Raw genomic sequence first — 17,996 nt, forward strand, 5'->3', positions numbered from 1 at the left:
TAACATCGATCGCCTGACAACGAATCGGCAATCGCATGACACTGAAGCAGATATCCACGTCCCAGGTCGAACTGGGCATGTTCATCCACGGCTTCCAGGGCAGCTGGCTGAGCCATCCGTTCTGGCGCGCGCGCTTCCTGGTCACCGACGAAGAAAAGCTGCAGGCGCTGCGCGACAGCGCGCTCGATGCCATCGTGATCGACACCGAGCGCGGGATCGACGTGGTGACTCGCGGCGAAGCACCGCCGCCGCGCGGACCCGCCGCCCCTCCGGAAACCAGGGCGCGCATCCAGCGTCGCGAACCGGCCGCCGCGGCGCGGCCCGCCCCCCTCGCCGCCCCGTTCCCGGCCCAGCGCCCGGGCTCCGTCGCGATAGTGCGCGAGTTCGGCAATGCGCGGCATGCCGCGGGGCAGGCGCGCAAGGTCATTTCCAGGATCTTCCTCGAAGCGCGGCTGGGCAAGGCGCCGCGCGTTACCGAAGTCGCGCCGGTGGTAGAGGACATCCACGCCTCCATAGAGCGCAATCCCCACGCCTTTTCCGGGCTGATGCGTTGCAAGACGGAGATCGAGGCGATCTACCAGCACATGCTTTCGGTCAGCGCGCTGATGGTCTCGCTGGCGCGGCAGATGAAACTGTCGCCCCAGGAAGTCCGGCTTGCCGGCATGGCCGGGCTGTTGCTGGACATCGGCGTCAGCCGCCTGGAACTCGACGCGGCGAAGCTGGCCCGCAGGCTGGATGCGATCGAGCCGGAACTGTGGCACCGCCATTGCTACGTCGGCCGCGAGATGCTGGCCGCCGCCGACGGCATGCCCGACGAAGTGCTCCACGCGGTCGCGCGGCACCACGAACTGATGAACGGCAGCGGCTTTCCCCAGAAACTGGCCGGGCGGGAAATCGACATATACTCGCGCATGGCGGCGATATGCGACCAGTTCGACCTGATCGTGTGCGGCGCGATGACCGGCAGGACGGTCGACCCGGCGGAGGCGCTGCGCATGATGATGCGGATGGAGGGTGCGTTCGACGACGCCATCCTGGCCGGTTTCCGCGAAGCGCTGGGCGTCTATCCGGTCGGTTCGTTCGTGATGCTGCGTTCCGGGCGGATTGCCATGGTCGTGGACCAGGACCCGTCCGACCCGGCGCTGCCCACGGTGCGCGCGTTCTATTCGGCCGCCACCGGCAAGCACGTGGCGGCGAAGACGATCGTGCTGGCGCATTGCTACGGCGAGGATGCGATCGCCGGCGTGGCCGACATGGCCGGACTGGACCTGCCGGCACCCGAGGACCTGCGCGAGCGCCTGTTCGCGGCGGCGGCGAAGTGATCCGGACGATGCGCGGCCCGCCTTATCCCTGCGCCTGGGTCCATTCCACCCGGTAGAGATCGAAGCGCCGGTCCTTGAGGTTCTGCACCGCGCCCGATTGGCGCGCGGTCAGCAGCGCATCCAGGCTGAGGTCGGCGATGGCGATGGTTTCGGTATTCGGCGCGGCATCGGCGGCGACGCCGTCGCGCGAGAAGGGAAAGTCCGAAGGCGTCAGGATCGCGCTTTCGGCGTAGTGGACGTCCATGTTCTCGACATTGGGCAAGTTGCCGACCACGCCCGAGGTGACGACGTAGCACTGGTTCTCCACCGCGCGGGCCTGGCAGCAATAGTGCACGCGCAGGAATGCCCGCCGCTCGTCGGTGCAGAACGGCACGAACAGCAGCAGCGCGCCCTGGTTCACCAGGTGGCGGGCAAGTTCGGGAAACTCGCTGTCATAGCAGACCATCACCCCGATCGGCCCGCAGTCGGTCGGGATCACGTTGGCGCCGTAACCGCCCCGGATGTTCCACCATTTGCGCTCGGACGGCGTGGGGTGCAGCTTCTGCGTCTCGTGCACCGCCCCGTCGCGCAGGAAGGTATAGGCGATGTTGCGGATCTCGCCCTTGCCGGCGCCCAGCTTGACCCGCGTGGGATGCGAACCGCCGATGATGTTGATATTGTAGCTGACCGCCATCTTCTGCATGAATTCCACGAAGCGATCGGTGTAGGTCGCGATCTTCTCGACCGCCTTGACCGGCTCCAGCCTGGCCTCCTCGATCGTGAGCAGTTCGAGCGTGAACAGTTCGGGAAACACCACGAAGTCGCTCTCGTAGTCGGCGGCGACGTCGACCCAGTATTCGACCTGCTCCTCGAACTGGTCGATGGTCTCGATCTTGCGCATCATGAACTGCACGGTGGCGACGCGCACGCTGGAGGGCACGCGCTCCTTCAGGCCGGGCACGGCCTTGCCGGTGTCGCGCGGGGCGAGCGGGTTGGTCCAGTACATCAGCACCGCGTTGCCGCCGCTTTCCTTGTCGCCCGGGATATAGTCCGGCAGGATGCCGCGCGGCTCGTAACCCTCGTTCATCTGGAAGTTGATGACCTGGTCGCGAAGTTTCTTGTCCCTGACCGCCTGCAGGTAGTCCGAAGGGTTGGGATAATGGCGCTTGCGCCGGTAATAGCCCGGCATGCGGCCGGCGAAGGCGATGCCCTTGAGCTCGAAATGCTGGCACAGTTCCTTGCGCTTGCGGTAGAGCCGCTGGCCGATGCGCAGGCGCCGGTATTCGGGATCGACGCTGACCTCGAAGCCGTAAAGCACGTCGCCGTCCTCGGCCGGCGGACGGCCATAGCCGCCATTGCTGATCTCTTCCCAGGTATGCGGCTTGAAGGCGAGATCGGCGGTAAGGATCATCGTCGCGCAGTGGCCGACGATCCTTCCCTCGTACTCGGCGACGAACTGGCCTTCCGGAAAATTGATGACCTGGCCGCGGATCTCCGCGCGGGTAAAGGCATCGACCTTGCCGTAGACCTTGACGGAAAGCCGGGCAATGGCGGGGGCGTCGGCAACGGTGGCCTGGCGGATGATGAGCTTGGCTTTGGTCTGGTCCATGGGACACGTATTACCCGCAAGGCTTCGCGCGGCCAGCCCGGATTGCAACTGCATCGCGGTGGGATCGTGGCGCTGCGTCGCGAAGAACGAGGCCCGGCGCGCGAAGTTTGACCGGGCGCATGGTTTCACCCCCGTTTCCCGGATAGATTTTCGTTTTCACCCGTTCTTCCCGGCAAGGAAGGAGCACCATGAGCGCTACGCTGTTCGCCCTCGCCCTGTTCGCCTGTTCGGAAGACGCCACCGCCTGCCAGCGCCTCGACGTGCCTGCCCAGACTTACGGCAGCCGCGCGCAATGCACCGCGCGGCTCGGCGAAGCGCTGGATACCGAGGCCGCGCGCAAGGCGGATGCGCCCACCGTCTACGCCCAGTGCCTGGCCACCCGCCAGATGGCGAGGCTCGGCAAGGGCATGCTGGACCTGACGAAAGTGAACGGCGCGCGGTTCGGCGCGGCGGAGTATTGAGGCGCTAGCCCCGCCCGCGATAGCCCTGCACGCCCTGGTCGGGCACCCACAGGCCGGCGGGGGCAGCCCCCGATTGCCAGAACACGTCGATCGGAATTCCGCCGCGCGGATACCAGTAGCCGCCGATGCGCAGCCAGCGCGGCTTCATCTCGTCGCACAGGCGCTGGCCGATGCCCACGGTCACGTCCTCATGAAAGCCGCAGTGATTGCGGAACGAACCCAGGAACAGCTTGAGGCTCTTCGATTCGACGATGGTCTCGCCCGGCGCGTAATCGATCACCAGGTGCGCGAAATCGGGCTGACCGGTCACCGGGCATAGCGAGGTGAACTCCGGCGCGGCGAAGCGCACCAGGTAAAGCGTGCCGGCGCGCGGGTTGGGCACGTAATCAAGCACGGCCTCTCCCGGCGAGGCGGGAAGCGCGCTGTGCCGGCCCAGGTGAAGGGGGGCGGATGGAGTTTCGCTCATCGCGCGGCCATGCCGTGAACCGCCCGCGATGACAAGCGCCTGGCGCGCCCGTTCGGCGGCACCGCGCCACGACCGGTCGCGGGCGCCAAGGCGCATTCACGCGCGGTTCAGCGCGGATGCGGCGTGCTCGCACCATCATGTGGGGCGGAGGCAGGACCATTTCGCGCGGGGCGCTGATCGTTGCGTTTGCCGCAGTGCTTGCGGTGGTGCCGGCCCATGCCCAGTCGCAATCCCCGTCACCACCACCATCGCTCAAGGACTGGAGCCTGCCCCCGCCCACGCCGAGCCGCACCGCCCCGGCGGCGCAGGGGCCGGTCGACGCGCGGGATCCGGTAGTCCGTTCGGCCGGGGCCGAGGTCCGGAATCCGCCCGCGCCAAGCCCCCTCCCCACGCCCGGCCCCCCGCCCGTCTCCATGATCGACGCGCCGCCGCCGGCCCCGGCCGCCGCACCCAGGAGCGATGCCGCCGGCCCGCGCCCGGTAGCCTCGGCGGCGAGCCGGCCGGCGCCAGCCGCGCCAACCAGTGCTTCTCCCACGCCGCCGGAGCCGCGCCCCTCCCCGGTTTCACCCGCCGTGGCCGCATCGGAAACGTCCGCGCCGACGATTTCGCCGCCGCCGGCCGAGAGCGCGAATGCGCGGTGGCCGGCCTGGTGGTGGGCCATTCCCGCCGGACTCGCGGCCATGGTACTGGGATTCCTGCTGATGCGGCGGCGCCGCGCCCCGGCGATCGAGGATGAAGCGGAAACCGATCGGTTCGAGGCGCCGGTCGGGACCGTCGAGGAACCGCTCCCCGCGCCGCCCACGCTGACGCCCGTTCTGATGCCCGTTCTGGCGCCCGTACTGGCCCCGGCCACGATCCCCGCGCCCTCGTTCGCGCCGGCGCTTCCCGCCGAACCTGCGCGCGCCAGTGGCCAGATGGACTTCGAACCGATCGCCATGCGCGTTTCGCTGGTCTACGCCACGCTCCAGTTTCGCCTCGTGCTGACCGCGCGGACCGCGTTTCCGGCGGGGCGGCTGCTGGGGGACATGATTTCGGCCCATGGTTCGCTGTCGCGCGACGAGCAGCTGGCGCCGCCGCCGCAAGCGCTCGCGATAATACAGGCGATCCCGCGACTGGCGCCGGGACAAGTGCTGGACGTGAAAGGCGAGCTGCGGCTGCCGCTGGCGGCGATCCGTCCGCTGCGGCAGGGCGCCGCCACATTCATGGTGCCACTGGTCCGGCTGGCATTGCTGGGAGACGGCCAGCCTGGCCTGCCTCGTCTCGAACTCGGCTGCGTCTTCACCATCGGCATTCCCGGCGCCGGCCCGGCGCTGGCGCCCTTGCGGCTCGACACCGGTCCGCGCGATTTCCCCGGCCTTTCCGCACGCGAGATCGAGGCCGCTCGCCGCACCGTGCTGTTGCCCCTCGACCCTGCCCGCGCGGCGGGCTAGATCACCCGCGGACAAGGGAAAGCGGCCCGAATTGAATGCCATGGGTGTGGCGTTTCGCCGCGGAGATCGAATTGAGCGATAACGAAGAACTGGACAGCGCCGGCCCCGGAACCCGCATCGTCGGTGCCGGAAGGCGCAAGGAATGGACCGGCGCGGTGGTCAATCCCCCGGTCTGGCGCGCCAGCACCCATCTCTACGAAAACACCGCCGCGCTGGCCGAAGGGCCGCGCCGCAACGAGGACGGGCGCTTCTTCTACGGCCGCCGGGGCGCGCCGACGCAATGGGCGCTGAGCGAGGCCTTGACCCGGCTCGAACCGGGAGCGGCTGGCACCGTGCTCTATCCTTCGGGCGTCGCCGCCATCGCCAGCGCGATGCTGACCGTACTGCGGCCGGGCGATGTGGTGCTGATAACCGACAATGCCTATGACCCCAGCCGCGCCATGGGCAAGGGCCTGCTCGCCGACATGGGCATCGAGCCGCGCTTCTTCGATCCCCTGGACCTGGCCGGCTACGAGGCGCTGTTCTGCGAGCGCACCCGCGCGGTCCTGCTGGAAGCGCCGGGAAGCCTGTCCATGGAAATGTGCGACCTGCCCGCGCTGGCCCGGATCGCGCGCGAAAAGGGCGCGGTTTCGCTGCTGGACAACACCTGGGCCAGCCCGCTGGGCTTTCAGGCGCTGGAACGGGGGATCGATATCACGCTGATGGCACTGACCAAGCATGTCGGCGGCCATTCCGACCTGATGATGGGCAGCGCCAGCGCCGGGCCGCGCTTCCACGCGAAGCTGCGCCAGCGCGCCCAGCAGCTGGGCATCGTGGTCTCCCCCGACGATGCCGCGCTCGCGCTGCGGGGGCTCAGGACCCTGCACGTGCGGCTGCGGCAGGAGACGGAGAGCGCGCTCGCCATCGCCCAGTGGCTTTCGCGGCGTGGGGAAGTGGCGCGCGTGCTCTGCCCGATGCTGCCCGGGGCGCCCGGCCACGCGCTGTGGAAGCGGGACTTCACCGGCGGCTGCGGCCTGTTCAGCTTCGTCTTCAAGGGCGGCGACGCGGCGGCGCGCGACCGCTTCGTGGATGCGCTGGAACTGTTCGGCATCGGCTATTCCTGGGGCGGGTTCGAGAGCCTGGCGCTGCCGATCGAGCCGGCGAACTATCGCAGCCGCATGGCCTGGCCGCCCGAGCCGGTGGACGCGGCCGACTGCTTCGGCGTGCGGCTTTCCATCGGCCTCGAAGACCCGCGCGATCTGATCGCCGACATCGAACGCGCCCTGAAGGCCTGGGCGCAAGGATGACCGCCGCCGCGGCCTCCACCCCCGCCACGGCTACCGCCGCCCCCATGGCCGGCGCGGCGCCCAGCACGGTGCCCCAGGTCGTGGTGGAACAGCCGGTGACCGGCGCCGAGGGCCTGAAGAACGCCGTCGCTTCCCGCAGCAACACCGTCGGCGACGTGGTCGACACGCTGGACAGCCTCGCCTTGCAGGTGGGGGATACCCGCATCTCGGTCTGGGACATGGCGGTTATCACGCTGGTGCTGGTGCTGGTGGTCACGGCCGCCTGGGCCGCCAGCAAGCTGGCGCACCGCCTGCTGGCGGGAGCGACCCGGCTGGACCTGACGCAGCGTCTGCTGATCGAGAAGATGTCCAGCCTGGTAATCTGGGGAATCGCGATCCTTGTCGGCATCGACGTGCTCGGCATCGACCTGACCGCGCTGACGGTGTTCTCGGGCGCCTTCGGCCTCGCCATCGGCTTCGGCCTGCAGAAGACTTTCGGCAACCTGATCGCCGGCATCATCCTGCTGATGGACAAGTCGATCAAGCCGGGCGACGTCATCGCCATCACCGACCAGGCGGGCAATTCCACTTTCGGCCAGATCCGCCGCATCGGCATCCGCGCCGTCTCGCTGACCACGCGCGACCAGAAGGAATACCTGATCCCCAACGAGAACCTGATGATAAATCAGGTGGAGAACTGGTCCTACTCCAGCAAGAACGTGCGCATCCAGGTGCCGGTGGGAATCGCCTATTCGTCGGACATCGTGCAGGCCGAGGAACTGATGCTGGAGGCGGCCCGCAAGGTGAAGCGCGTGCTCGCCGCCCCGCCGCCGACCGCCTGGCTCGATTCCTACGGCGAAAGCAGCGTGCGCTTCATCATCCACTGCTGGATCACCGACCCGGAGGAAGGCACCGGCAACGTCCGGTCCGAAGTGCTCAAGAACCTCTGGCACCTGTTCCGCGAGCACGGGATCGAGATCCCCTTCCCCCAGCGCGACCTCAACTTGCGCGACGGCGAGGCCTTTCGCGAGCTGGTGGCTGCGGTACGGGGGAAGCGCGAGGCGGATCGGTAGAGGCTTTGGGCATCAACCCGAACTCCTGCGAATATCCCGTGATATCAAGTCTCTTGAAGCGAGACTCATCTCCCCCTCGTCATTGCGTGGCGGTGAAGCCGCCGAAGCAATCCAGGGCGGCGTCAAACGCCCTGGATTGCCGCACCGCCTGCGGCGGCTCGCAATGACGAAAGGAAGGGAAGATGGACAAAAGAAAAATTTTCAATCGGGTGGTATGACGCCGTGCGCGCTCAATGCCCCAGGCAGCGCTCCGCCTTTTCCATCTCCAGCCGGTTCCTGCCCTTGGCCTTGGCGACGAACAGCGCCATCTCGGCGCGCTCGAGGGTGGAATCGAGGCTGACGGCGATGCGCGCCACGCTGGCGCTGGCGGTGATCGCGAAGCGGCTTTCGCCCGCTTTCCGGCGCAAATCCGCGAGCGTCTTCACCACGCGGCTGCAGATCGCCTCGGCCTGTTCGGGCGTGGCGCGCGGCAGCAGCACCGCGAAGCGTTCCGAACCGATGCGCGAGATGATATCCTCGGCGCGCAGCATCTCGCGCAGGAGGTCGGCGAAGACCACCAGCACCTCGTCGCCCACGCTCTGGCCGTGCTGCATGTTGATGGTACGGAAGAAATCGATGCTGAACAGCGCCAGGCACCCGTCCATCTGGCGGTCGAGCATGTGTTCGAGCATCGAGATGAAGGCCGCGCGGTTGGTCAGCCGGGTCAGTGGATCGGTATAGGTCGCGGCGAACAGCTGTTCCTTGAGATCGTGCCGCTCATCGATGCTGCGCATGATGCTGAGCGCGCCGTAAGGCTTGCCGCCCTCGTCCATCAGCGCGCGCGTCTGGATTTCGAACCAGTGCTCGCGGTCGTCGGCGGTCGCGGCGGGGAATTCCACCCAGCGCCCGTGCCCCACGCCCGCGAGCGCATCGGCATGGGCACGCTCGACCGCGTCCCTGGCGGCGGGCGCCACCAGGTCCAGCAGGTGCGGCCCCACCGGCATGCCGGGCAGGCGAAAACCGAACCGCTCGAGCGCCGGCGATGCGTGGACGATATATCCCGCGATGTCCGTCTTGAGGACGATGTCGGAAGTGCTTTCCGCCAACAGCCCGTACAGAGCGGAACTTTCCTGAATAGTGAAATCCATGTCCATTTCGGCGATGCCCCGAATTCCAGAAATCGACACGAAGCCAGTGCACCTCAGTCCGGAAAAACCCGTTCCCAGGAAATTATCTTACAGCCATGCAATAATTATGCATATAATGGATAATCTACACCAACCCCCAACACAACAAATCGAACAACTCTGTTAGGTTTGTTATATAACTTGATTTATACTGTTATCTTGTTATAGATATATTTACCATTGATTTCCGGAGTCGGGAAGTCGGAAATTCCCTGGTTCCGGCAACTGCCCCGAAATGACCATGCACCAAGGCGCACGGCGGCTGCGGGATTTGGCCGAGGTCGAAGTAGAATGGCCAGTCTCGAAAACTGGCATCGAAAACTGGCCTCGAAAACCGGCGGGGACGCGCGCTTTGCGCCACCCAGATCTGATGCCAAGCGGAATGGGGACCGTTCGCGGCCCGGCATGGGCCGGTTCCGGTCAGGCCTCAGGGTTCCGGCTTCAGAGTTCGACCATGATCCTGACTTTATCGGGCGAGGTCTCCACCGCCGCGGCGATCTGGTCGCGGCAGCGCGCGATCAGTTCGGGAAGTCCCGGCACCGTGCGGCTGGGACGCAGTTCCGCGCTCGTCACGCCGAGAATCGCGGCGATGGCTTCCAGCCTGTCTTCGATGGGGCGGGCGCGGCCCTGTTCCCAGGCCCAGACCGTCGGCTTGCTGACCCCCAGGCGCGCCGCCAGTTCGCCCTGCGTCAACCCGCGCAGCTTGCGCAGGCGATGCAGCCGCTCGCCAAGCGACTCGCCGCCGATCGCGGCGGGACCGGCCGGCGCCGGAGCCGGACCGATGCCGGCGTGGTTCTGGACGGCGCTGCGCAATTGCGCGGCGCTGAGCGTCGCCGGCGGCAGCGGGGTGTCGAAAGCGCAGCCATAGAGCCGGCCGCTGGCCCAGACCACCCGCGCGCGGGTGGCCCCGGTCTCCGGCAGATCGAGATCGATGGCCTCGCCGATCTCCAGCTCGTCCGGGGTTTCGAGCAGGAGCCCCGTCTCGGAGAAATTGTGAACAAGGACTTGCGTCTCATGCCCGGACTCGAGCGCGCCCTGCGTTTCGAGCAGAAGCCTGCGCCGCGTTGCCCGGGGCTGGCCGTCCTGGGCCGGAAATTCTTCGAAGTGCGCCGAAATCGGCATCGGTCTGTCTCCTGGGGAGACGCGAATCGTCGGCTGACCGGGTTAAGATTCGGTTAGCGAACGGGTTAGTCCGTAAATGAGCCCCCCGGAGAGCGCCGTAGCCCGCCGGACAGGGTGCGTTGAGAGTTTCCGGCCGAGGCGAAATGGCGCGCGCTAAAGCTCCCCTTATGCCCGGCAAAGTCATTCTGGCTGGAACTGCGGCGCGATCACGGCCATCTGCCCAGCATGGAAGCGAATCCCGCCCTTTCCGATCGCGGCCGGCGCGTCGGCAAGGTTCACCTCGTCGGGGCTGGACCCGGCGATCCGGACCTGTTGACCTTGCGCGCGGCGCGGCTGCTGATGTCGGCGGCGCTTGTCGTCCATGACGGCCTGGTCGATCCCGCCATCCTTGCCATGGCCCGGCCAGGCGCGCGGCTGGTCTCGGTCGCCAAGAGCCGGTCGCGGCACACCATGAGGCAGGAGGCGATCAACGCCCTGCTGGTGCGCGAGGCGCTGGCCGGCAACGATGTGGTGCGGCTGAAAGGCGGCGACCCGTTCATCTTCGGTCGCGGCGGCGAGGAGGCGGAGGCCTGCCGCGCCGCCGGGGTGCCGGTGGAAGTCGTTCCCGGCGTCTCGTCCGCGCTGGGGGCCGCCGCCGCCGCGCGGATTCCGCTGACCCACCGCGACCATGCCTCGATCGTCAGCTTCGTCGCGGGGCAGTGCAAGGGGCTGACCGACCAGGACTGGTCGGGCCTGGCCGGCAAGGGCCGCACGCTGGTGATCTTCATGGGCCTCGCCACCGCCGGGCAGATCACCGAAAAGCTGATCGCCGACGGCCTGGCCCCGGACGTGCCGGTCGCGGTGATCGAGCGGGCGACCCGCGCCGACATGCGCGTGCTGCGCGCGCCGCTCGCCGGGCTTGCCGACCTTATCGCAAGCGAGAGGGTGCAAAGCCCGGCGCTTATCGTTATCGGCGCCGTTACCGCACAAGGCGACAACACCATTCGCGCCCTGGCATGGGATACGGCATTGAATACCACATTGGATACCGGGGCACTGGAGGCAGAACTGTGAAAATCCTGACGGGCAACGATCTGAAGACCGGGGCGGTCACCTGGTGGACCGGCGTGGGCTGGTCGCTCGACGTCAACGATTCCGCCGATGTCGGAGAGCATGGCGCGGCGATCATCGCCCGCGAGGAAGGCGCCCGGAACGTCTTCGCCGCCTATGTGATCGACGGCGAAAAGACGGCGGAAGGCGTGCGCCCCGCGCACATCAAGGACCGCATCCGCGCGCTGGGCCCCACCGTGCGCCCCGACCTTACTCTCAAGCCGGCCGATCCCGAGGCCGTGAACTGGGTGATCTGATGTACAAGTACGATCAATACGACCAGCAGATGGTCGATACGCGCGTCGCCGAATTCCGCGACCAGGTCCGCCGCCGCATCGACGGCGAACTGACCGAGGACCAGTTCCGCCCGCTGCGCCTGCAGAACGGCCTCTATCTCCAGCTCCACGCCTACATGCTGCGCGTCGCGGTGCCCTATGGCACGCTGAATTCCACGCAGATGGCGATGCTGGGCGATATCGCGGACAAGTACGACCGCGGCTACGGCCACTTCACCACCCGCCAGAACATCCAGTACAACTGGATCAAGCTGGAGGACACGCCCGATATCCTCGCCGATCTCGCCTCGGTGGAGATGCACGCGATCCAGACCAGCGGCAACTGCATCCGCAACATCAGCTCGGACCAGTACGCCGGCGCCGCTTCCGACGAAGTCATCGATCCGCGCCCTTATGCCGAACTGCTGCGCCAGTGGTCCAGCTTCCACCCGGAATTCCTGACCCTGCCGCGCAAGTTCAAGATCGCCGTCATCGCCAGCGATACCGACCGCGCGGCAATGCGCCTGCACGATATCGGCATCCAGATGGTGCGCAACCCCAATCCCGAAAACGGGGCCGGCGAGATCGGCGCCCGGTTCTACGTCGGCGGCGGCATGGGCCGCACCCCGATGATCGGCCCGATGATCCGCGCGTTCGTGCCGCTGGATCAGCTCATCACCTATTCCGAGGCCTGCCTGCGCGTCTATAACCGCCATGGCCGGCGCGACAACAAGTACAAGGCGCGCATCAAGATCCTGGTCCACGAACTGGGCAAGGACGAATACACGCGCCAGGTCGAGGAAGAGTTCCAGCACCTGCTCGATCAGGGCATCGAGCCGCCGCTGGCCGAGCTGGAGCGCATCGGGCAGTACTTCGCCGATCCCGCCTGGGAGACCGGCCTGTCCGACGAACTCGACCTCTCGGACCCCGACTTCCGCCTCTGGGCCGAGCGCAACTGCCATGCCCATAAGCAGGCCGGCTATGTCATCGCCACTGTCAGCCTCAAGCCGGTCGGCGGCATCCCGGGCGACGCCACGGCCGACCAGATCCGCCTCATGGCCCGGATCGCGAAGGATTACAGCTTCGACGAACTGCGCGTCACCCACGCCCAGAACATCGTCTTCCCGCACTTGCGCAAGGCCGATCTCTACGCCGTGTGGCGCATGCTCGACGAGGCGGGGCTGGGCACCGCCAACCTCGACACCGTGGGCGACATCATCGCCTGCCCCGGGCTCGACTACTGCTCGCTGGCGAACGCCCGTTCGATCCCGATCGCGCAGAAGATCTCCGAACGTTTCGGCAGCCCGGCAAAACAGGCGGAGATCGGCGAGCTGAAGCTCAAGATCTCGGGCTGCATCAATGCCTGCGGCCACCATCACGCCGGCCACATCGGCATCCTGGGCGTCGACCGCAAGGGCGTGGAGAACTACCAGCTCCTGCTTGGCGGCTGCGAGGGCGCGGACACCTCGCTCGGCCAGATCACCGGCCCCGGCTTCGACGAGGACGGCATCGTCGATGCGGTGGAGAAGGCCACCGAAGTCTATCTCGCCAACAAGCAGGGCGAGGAACGCTTCCTCGACACCTATCGCCGGATCGGCATGGCCCCGTTCAAGGAGGCGATCTATGGTTGAAGTGCAGTTCCGGTTCCGTAGCGACGAAGCCGTCAACGATCCCGCCGTCACGGTCGACGCCTTCGCTGAGCAGACCAACGCCACCGCCGTTCGCGTCGAACCTGGCGACGATGCCCACGCGCTCCTGCCGCACCTTGACCGGCTGCGCCTGATCGAGGTGAACTTCCCGGCCTGGACCGACGGGCGCGGCTATTCCTCCGCCCGTATCCTGCGCGAGGCGGGTTTCGGCGGCGAAATCCGCGCCGTGGGCGACGTCGTCATCGACATGCTGAGCCATCTCAAGCGTTGCGGCTTCGACGCCTTCGCGCCCGACAAGCCGCTCAACCCGGCCGACGCCGAAGCGGCGTTCAAGCGCTGGGACAACGTCTATCAGGCTACCGCCGACGGCCGCCAGCCCATCTGGGCGCTGCGGCACCAGGGCTGAAAGGATTCCTCCAAGGATTAACGACATGCACGAAGCGACACGCATCCGCGACCGCATCGACACCGGCCCCCGCTTCGCCGAGGCCGACGCGGTGCGTCTCAACCGCCTGTTCCGCGGCACCGATACGCTCGAAATGCTCGAAACGCTGCTCAAGGAAAGCATGGCGGGCGATCTCGCCATCGTCTCCAGCTTCGGGGCGGAGAGCGCGGTGCTGCTGCACCTCGTCAGCCGCGTCGATCCCGCCGTGCCGGTGCTGTTCCTGGAGACCGGCAAGCATTTCCCCGAAACGCTGGCCTATCGCGACCTGCTGATCGAACGCTTCGGCCTCAAGGATCTGCGCGATCTGGTGCCGGACCCGCAGGAGCTTGCGAAGAAGGACGAATCGGGCCTGCGCTGGTCCTACGATCCGGACGGCTGCTGCGATATCCGCAAGGTCAAGCCGCTGGCCAAGGCCCTGCTCGGCTTCGACGCTTCGATCACCGGGCGCAAGGCATTCCAGGCTTCGACCCGTTCGAGCCTGCCGCGCTTCGAGATCGACACCACCGACAGCCAGGGCCGGCTCAAGATCAACCCGCTGATCGATTGGTCGCCCGAACGCATCGCCGCCTATATCGAGGAGCACGACCTGCCCCAGCACCCGCTGGTGGCGCAGGGCTATCCCTCGATCGGCTGCTCGCCGTGCACCAGCAAGGTGGCGCCGGGCGAGGATCCCCGCTCGGGCCGCTGGCGCGGCTGGGACAAGACCGAATGCGGCATCCACGTCCCCGGACAGGGCGAGGATTCGAGCGACCTGCCCCCGGGCTTCGATCCGGTGTTCTGAAACCATCGTCATCCCGGAACAGGTCCGGGACCGCTGGCCCAGCCTGTGCCTGGCCCGCCGCCGGGCCGGGATCGGCGGGATCTGCCCTCAGCCGATCATCATCAGGCTGGCATTGCCGCCGGCGGCGGTGGTGTTGATCGAGGTGGACACTTCCTCCAGCAGCCAGGCGCAATGGGGGCCGGGATCGGTGTAGACCGGCACCACCGGCCCCGGCATCGCCGCCACCGCCTGGCAGGCCGCGCGGACCGCATCGGCATTGCCTTCGACCAGGCAGGCGGCGAAGGGCTCGATCGGATCGGGACGGAACCGGGCGGCGATGGCGGGAGGCAGGCCTTCGGGCAGGTCCATGCCCACCACCGTGGCGCGGTTGCCGGTGGCGAGCGCGGCGGCCATCTGGGCGAGCAGCCCCGCGCGCGTCGCCGGGCGCAGCAACAGGCGCCCGCGCGGATGGAGTGCGTAAAGGTTGCGCTCGCCGACCGGGCCGGACAGCTCCCGCTGGGTGCCGAGCGCCGAAGCCGCGCCCAGCACGCGGGCGTCCCCGGCCGCCGCCGCTTCGCCCTGCCCTTCGAGCCAGAGCGCAAAGGACTCCACCAGCGGCGGCGGCGTGCCCGCTGGCAAAACGGGCCCCGCCAGCACCGGCGGGCCCCGTTTCACCAGCCGCCCCAGATAGAGCGGCCCGCCGGCCTTGGGTCCGGTGCCCGAAAGCCCGCGCCCCCCGAAAGGCTGGACGCCGACGACCGCGCCGATCATGTTGCGATTGATGTAAAGGTTGCCCGCCCGCACCCGCGCGGTGACGCGCGCCGTGGTCTCGTCGAGCCGGGTGTGAAGGCCGAACGTAAGGCCGTAACCGGTGGCGTTGATCTCCGCGATCAGGGCCTCCAGCCCTTCTCGGCGGAAGCGCACGACGTGGAGCACCGGCCCGAACACCTCATGCGCCAGTTCGGCGATCGATCCGATCTCGATGATCGTCGGCGCGACGAAAGTGCCCGTCGCCATCGCTTCCGGCGGAACTTCCCGTTGCGTCACCCGACATCCCCTCGCCCGCATCGCCTCCACATGGCGCACGATGTTCGCTTGCGCCTCGGCGGTGATGACGGGGCCGATGTCCACCGCCAGGCGATCGGGATTGCCCACGCGCAGTTCCGCCAGCGCCCCTTTCAGCATCGCCAGCGTGCGATCGGCCACGTCCTCCTGCAAACACAGCACGCGCAGCGCCGAGCAGCGCTGGCCGGCGCTGTCGAAGGCGGATGCGATGACGTCTCCCACCACCTGCTCGGCCAGCGCCGAGGAATCGACGATCATCGCGTTCTGCCCACCGGTTTCGGCGATCAGCGGGATCGGCCGACCCTCGCGTGAGACACGGCCGGCAAGCTGGCGCTGGATCAGCCGCGCCACTTCGGTCGAGCCGGTGAACATCACCGCCGCCACTTCCGGCGCCGCCACCAGCGCCGCCCCTACCCTGCCGTCGCCGGGGATCAGTTGCAGCGCATCGGTGGGAACCCCCGCTTCGTGAAGGGCGCGAACCGCCTCGGCGGCGATCAGCGGGGTTTCCTCCGCCGGTTTCGCCAGCACCGGGTTGCCGGCGACCAGCGCGGCGCAAACCTGCCCGATGAAGATCGCCAGCGGGAAGTTCCACGGACTGATGCAGACCACCGGACCCAAGGCATCGTGCGCAGCGTCGGCCCCATGTCCGGCACCCTTCGACAAGCTCGGGGTCAGCGGGTCTCCATTCGGATCCTGGGCACGATGCTGTGGCCGCGCGGGTTCCGACCCCAAGTTTTCGCGCGCCTCCACGGCATAGTAGCGCAGAAAATCGATCGCCTCGCGCACTTCGGAAACGGCGTTGGCGGCGGACTTGCCGGCCTCCCGCATGGCCAGGCCCATGAACTGCGGCATCCGCTCCTGCAAGATATCGGCGGCGCGCTCCAGCATGCGCGCGCGCGCGGCGACCGGAACCTGGTGCCAGGAACTCATCGCCGCGCGGGTCACCGCCGGGGCAGCGGCCTCGGGCCGGGCCTCGATCACGGTGCCGACCACGTCGCGATGATCGGCCGGATTGCGGACCTCGCGCGCGGTTCCTTCGCCGCCCTCCGGCAAGGCCCGCCGGTCCTGCCGTGCCGACTGGCGCAATTGCCCGGCCAACGCCGCCAGCGCGTGCTCGTCGGTCAGGTCGATCCCGGCCGAATTGCGCCGCCGCGGATAGAGGTCCCCGGGCAAGGCGATCTGGTCGTGCGGGGCGCCGGGCGCGGGCATGGCCCGGACCAGATCGACGGGATCGGCCACCAATTCGCCAACCGGTACGGCCGGATCGGCGATGCGATGGACGAAGGAGGAATTCGCCCCGTTCTCCAGCAGGCGGCGCACCAGGTAGGCCAGCAGCGTCTCATGCGTGCCCACCGGCGCGTAGATGCGGCAAGGCCGGTCCAGCCGGTCCCTGCCGACCACCTGCGCATAGAGCGGCTCGCCCATGCCGTGCAGGCATTGGAACTCGTATTGCCCGGTCGTGAAATCGGGACCCGCGAGGTGAAAGATCGTCGCCAGCGTCTGTGCGTTGTGCGTGGCGAATTGCGGGAACACCGCCTCGGGCGCCGCCAGCAGCCTGCGCGCGCAGGCGACATAGGCGACATCGGTATGGCCCTTGCGGGTATAGACCGGGAAATCGGCCAGCCCGTCCACTTGCGCCCGCTTGATCTCCGCATCCCAGTAGGCGCCCTTGACGAGCCGCACCATGATCCGGCGTTCGGCGCGGCGGGCCAGGTCGATGATCCAGTCGATCACGAAAGGGCAGCGCTTGCCATAGGCCTGCACCACGAAGCCCAGCCCGTCCCACCCCGCCAGCTCGGGATCGAGCGCCAGGCTTTCGAGCAGATCGAGCGAGAGTTCGAGCCGGTCCGCCTCTTCGGCATCGATGTTGAAGCCGATGCGATAGCCCCTGGCCATGAGCGCCAGCGCCTTCACGCGCGGCAGCAGTTCGCCCATGACCCGGTCCGCCTGCGCGCGCGCATAACGCGGGTGGAGCGCGGAAAGCTTGATCGAAATGCCCGGCCCCTCGTAAACGCCCTTGCCCCCGGAGGCAGCGCCGATCGCGTGGATCGCATTCTCGTAATCGGCGTAATAGCGCGCCGCGTCCGCCGCCGTGCCCGCCGCCTCGCCCAGCATGTCGTAGCTGTAGCGAAAGCCCCTGGCCTCCAGTTCGCGGGCCCGCCCGACCGCATCGCCGATGGTCTCGCCGGTGACGAACTGTTCGCCCATCATCCGCATGGCAAGGTCCACGCCGCGGCGGATCACCGGCTCGCCGGCCCGCGCGACCAGGCGGGTGAGCGCGGCCCCCAGTCCCCGGTCGTCGACGCTGCCCACCAGCTTGCCGGTGACCACCAGCCCCCAGGTGGCGGCGTTGACGAACAGCGACTTGCCGCCGCCCAGGTGCCCGCCCCAGTCGCCGTCGGCGATCTTGTCGCGGATCAGCGCGTCGCGGGTGGCATCGTCGGGAATGCGCAGCAGCGCCTCGGCCAGGCACATCAGCGCGACGCCCTCCTGGCTGGAGAGCGCATATTCCTGCACCAACGCCTCCACGCCGCCGCGCCTGCCAGTGGCCCGCAGCGCGGTGACCAGCGCGGCGGCCGTCTTGCGGATCGCGGCGCGCATGGGCGGGGGCAAGCTCGCGGCTTCCAGCAGCGGCGCCAGACACGCCGCCTCGCCGCGCCGCCGGGCGCCGGCTATCGCGTGCCGGAGCGGTGAGAGTTCCCGTATGGGGGGCGCGAAATCCGCGAAGGGGGGCGTGCTCTTCATGGCCGTGATCCTACACCAATCGCAATTGGCGATCCGCCTTTTTTGCGGCATAAGACCTGTCAATCCGACTTAATA

At 67.9% G+C, this 17,996-nt stretch carries 15 protein-coding genes; 10 read left to right on the forward strand and 5 right to left on the reverse strand.

Annotated features, from left to right (window positions below):
* Positions 1-35 precede the first annotated feature (35 nt).
* Positions 36-1,322, forward strand: coding sequence for an HD-GYP domain-containing protein (locus tag BM052_RS06860; RefSeq protein ID WP_091144799.1), 1,287 nt, complete (start codon positions 36-38; stop codon positions 1,320-1,322).
* A gap of 22 nt (positions 1,323-1,344) precedes the next feature.
* On the opposite strand, the gene BM052_RS06865 is transcribed toward BM052_RS06860, so the two are convergent.
* Positions 1,345-2,910 (reverse strand): carbon-nitrogen hydrolase family protein, encoded by a 1,566-nt coding sequence (locus BM052_RS06865; protein WP_091144802.1) that lies wholly within the window; start codon positions 2,908-2,910, stop codon positions 1,345-1,347.
* A 188-nt stretch (positions 2,911-3,098) separates the two neighbouring features.
* Between BM052_RS06865 and BM052_RS06870 the strand changes: the two genes are divergently transcribed.
* Complete coding sequence (locus BM052_RS06870; RefSeq protein ID WP_091144804.1) at positions 3,099-3,371, forward strand: hypothetical protein; 273 nt, start codon at positions 3,099-3,101, stop codon at positions 3,369-3,371.
* 4 nt (positions 3,372-3,375) lie between these two features.
* Here the strand turns inward: BM052_RS06870 and queF are convergent, their stop codons facing one another.
* Positions 3,376-3,837 (reverse strand): preQ(1) synthase, encoded by a 462-nt coding sequence (gene queF, locus BM052_RS06875; protein WP_091145041.1) that lies wholly within the window; start codon positions 3,835-3,837, stop codon positions 3,376-3,378.
* A 116-nt stretch (positions 3,838-3,953) separates the two neighbouring features.
* On the opposite strand from queF, the gene BM052_RS06880 reads away from it, so the two are divergent.
* The 3 genes from BM052_RS06880 (at position 3,954) to BM052_RS06890 (ending at position 7,605) form a co-directional block, all read left to right on the forward strand.
* Positions 3,954-5,267, forward strand: coding sequence for a hypothetical protein (locus BM052_RS06880; protein ID WP_143084762.1), 1,314 nt, complete (start codon positions 3,954-3,956; stop codon positions 5,265-5,267).
* Positions 5,268-5,332: 65 nt separating this feature from the next.
* Positions 5,333-6,553 (forward strand): cystathionine beta-lyase, encoded by a 1,221-nt coding sequence (gene metC, locus BM052_RS06885; protein ID WP_369821503.1) that lies wholly within the window; start codon positions 5,333-5,335, stop codon positions 6,551-6,553.
* A complete protein-coding gene (locus BM052_RS06890; protein ID WP_091144810.1) occupies positions 6,550-7,605 on the forward strand; it encodes a mechanosensitive ion channel family protein in 1,056 nt (351 codons plus the stop codon). The genes metC and BM052_RS06890 overlap by 4 nt, the downstream gene beginning before the upstream one ends.
* Before the next feature lie 230 nt (positions 7,606-7,835).
* On the opposite strand, the gene BM052_RS06895 is transcribed toward BM052_RS06890, so the two are convergent.
* Together BM052_RS06895 and BM052_RS06900 are read right to left on the reverse strand one after the other, a co-directional pair.
* On the reverse strand, positions 7,836-8,732 hold the full coding sequence (locus BM052_RS06895) for a GGDEF domain-containing protein (protein WP_255406004.1): 897 nt from the start codon (positions 8,730-8,732) through the stop codon (positions 7,836-7,838).
* Positions 8,733-9,212: 480 nt separating this feature from the next.
* Complete coding sequence (locus BM052_RS06900; RefSeq protein ID WP_091144813.1) at positions 9,213-9,893, reverse strand: helix-turn-helix domain-containing protein; 681 nt, start codon at positions 9,891-9,893, stop codon at positions 9,213-9,215.
* A gap of 225 nt (positions 9,894-10,118) precedes the next feature.
* Between BM052_RS06900 and cobA the strand changes: the two genes are divergently transcribed.
* The 5 genes from cobA to BM052_RS06925 are packed head-to-tail and all read left to right on the forward strand — an operon-like array spanning position 10,119 to position 14,132.
* Positions 10,119-10,946 (forward strand): uroporphyrinogen-III C-methyltransferase, encoded by an 828-nt coding sequence (gene cobA, locus BM052_RS06905; protein WP_091144816.1) that lies wholly within the window; start codon positions 10,119-10,121, stop codon positions 10,944-10,946.
* Complete coding sequence (locus BM052_RS06910) at positions 10,943-11,239, forward strand: DUF2849 domain-containing protein (RefSeq protein WP_091144818.1); 297 nt, start codon at positions 10,943-10,945, stop codon at positions 11,237-11,239. The genes cobA and BM052_RS06910 overlap by 4 nt, the downstream gene beginning before the upstream one ends.
* Entirely contained in the window at positions 11,239-12,888 is a 1,650-nt protein-coding gene (locus BM052_RS06915) for a nitrite/sulfite reductase (RefSeq protein WP_091144820.1), read from the forward strand. The genes BM052_RS06910 and BM052_RS06915 overlap by 1 nt, the downstream gene beginning before the upstream one ends.
* On the forward strand, positions 12,881-13,312 hold the full coding sequence (locus tag BM052_RS06920) for a DUF934 domain-containing protein (RefSeq protein ID WP_091144822.1): 432 nt from the start codon (positions 12,881-12,883) through the stop codon (positions 13,310-13,312). Before BM052_RS06915 ends, BM052_RS06920 begins: the two co-directional genes overlap by 8 nt.
* 25 nt (positions 13,313-13,337) lie before the next feature.
* Positions 13,338-14,132: a phosphoadenylyl-sulfate reductase gene (locus tag BM052_RS06925; protein WP_091144823.1), complete on the forward strand. Its 795-nt coding sequence runs from the start codon at positions 13,338-13,340 to the stop codon at positions 14,130-14,132.
* An 87-nt stretch (positions 14,133-14,219) separates the two neighbouring features.
* Here the strand turns inward: BM052_RS06925 and putA are convergent, their stop codons facing one another.
* The gene (putA, locus tag BM052_RS06930; RefSeq protein ID WP_091144825.1) at positions 14,220-17,921 is read right to left on the reverse strand and encodes a bifunctional proline dehydrogenase/L-glutamate gamma-semialdehyde dehydrogenase PutA; all 3,702 of its coding nucleotides are present in this window, start codon (positions 17,919-17,921) and stop codon (positions 14,220-14,222) included.
* Positions 17,922-17,996 lie beyond the last annotated feature (75 nt).

Origin of the sequence: Novosphingobium sp. CF614 (assembly GCF_900113255.1) — a bacterium.
Classification (GTDB): Bacteria; Pseudomonadota; Alphaproteobacteria; order Sphingomonadales; family Sphingomonadaceae; genus Novosphingobium.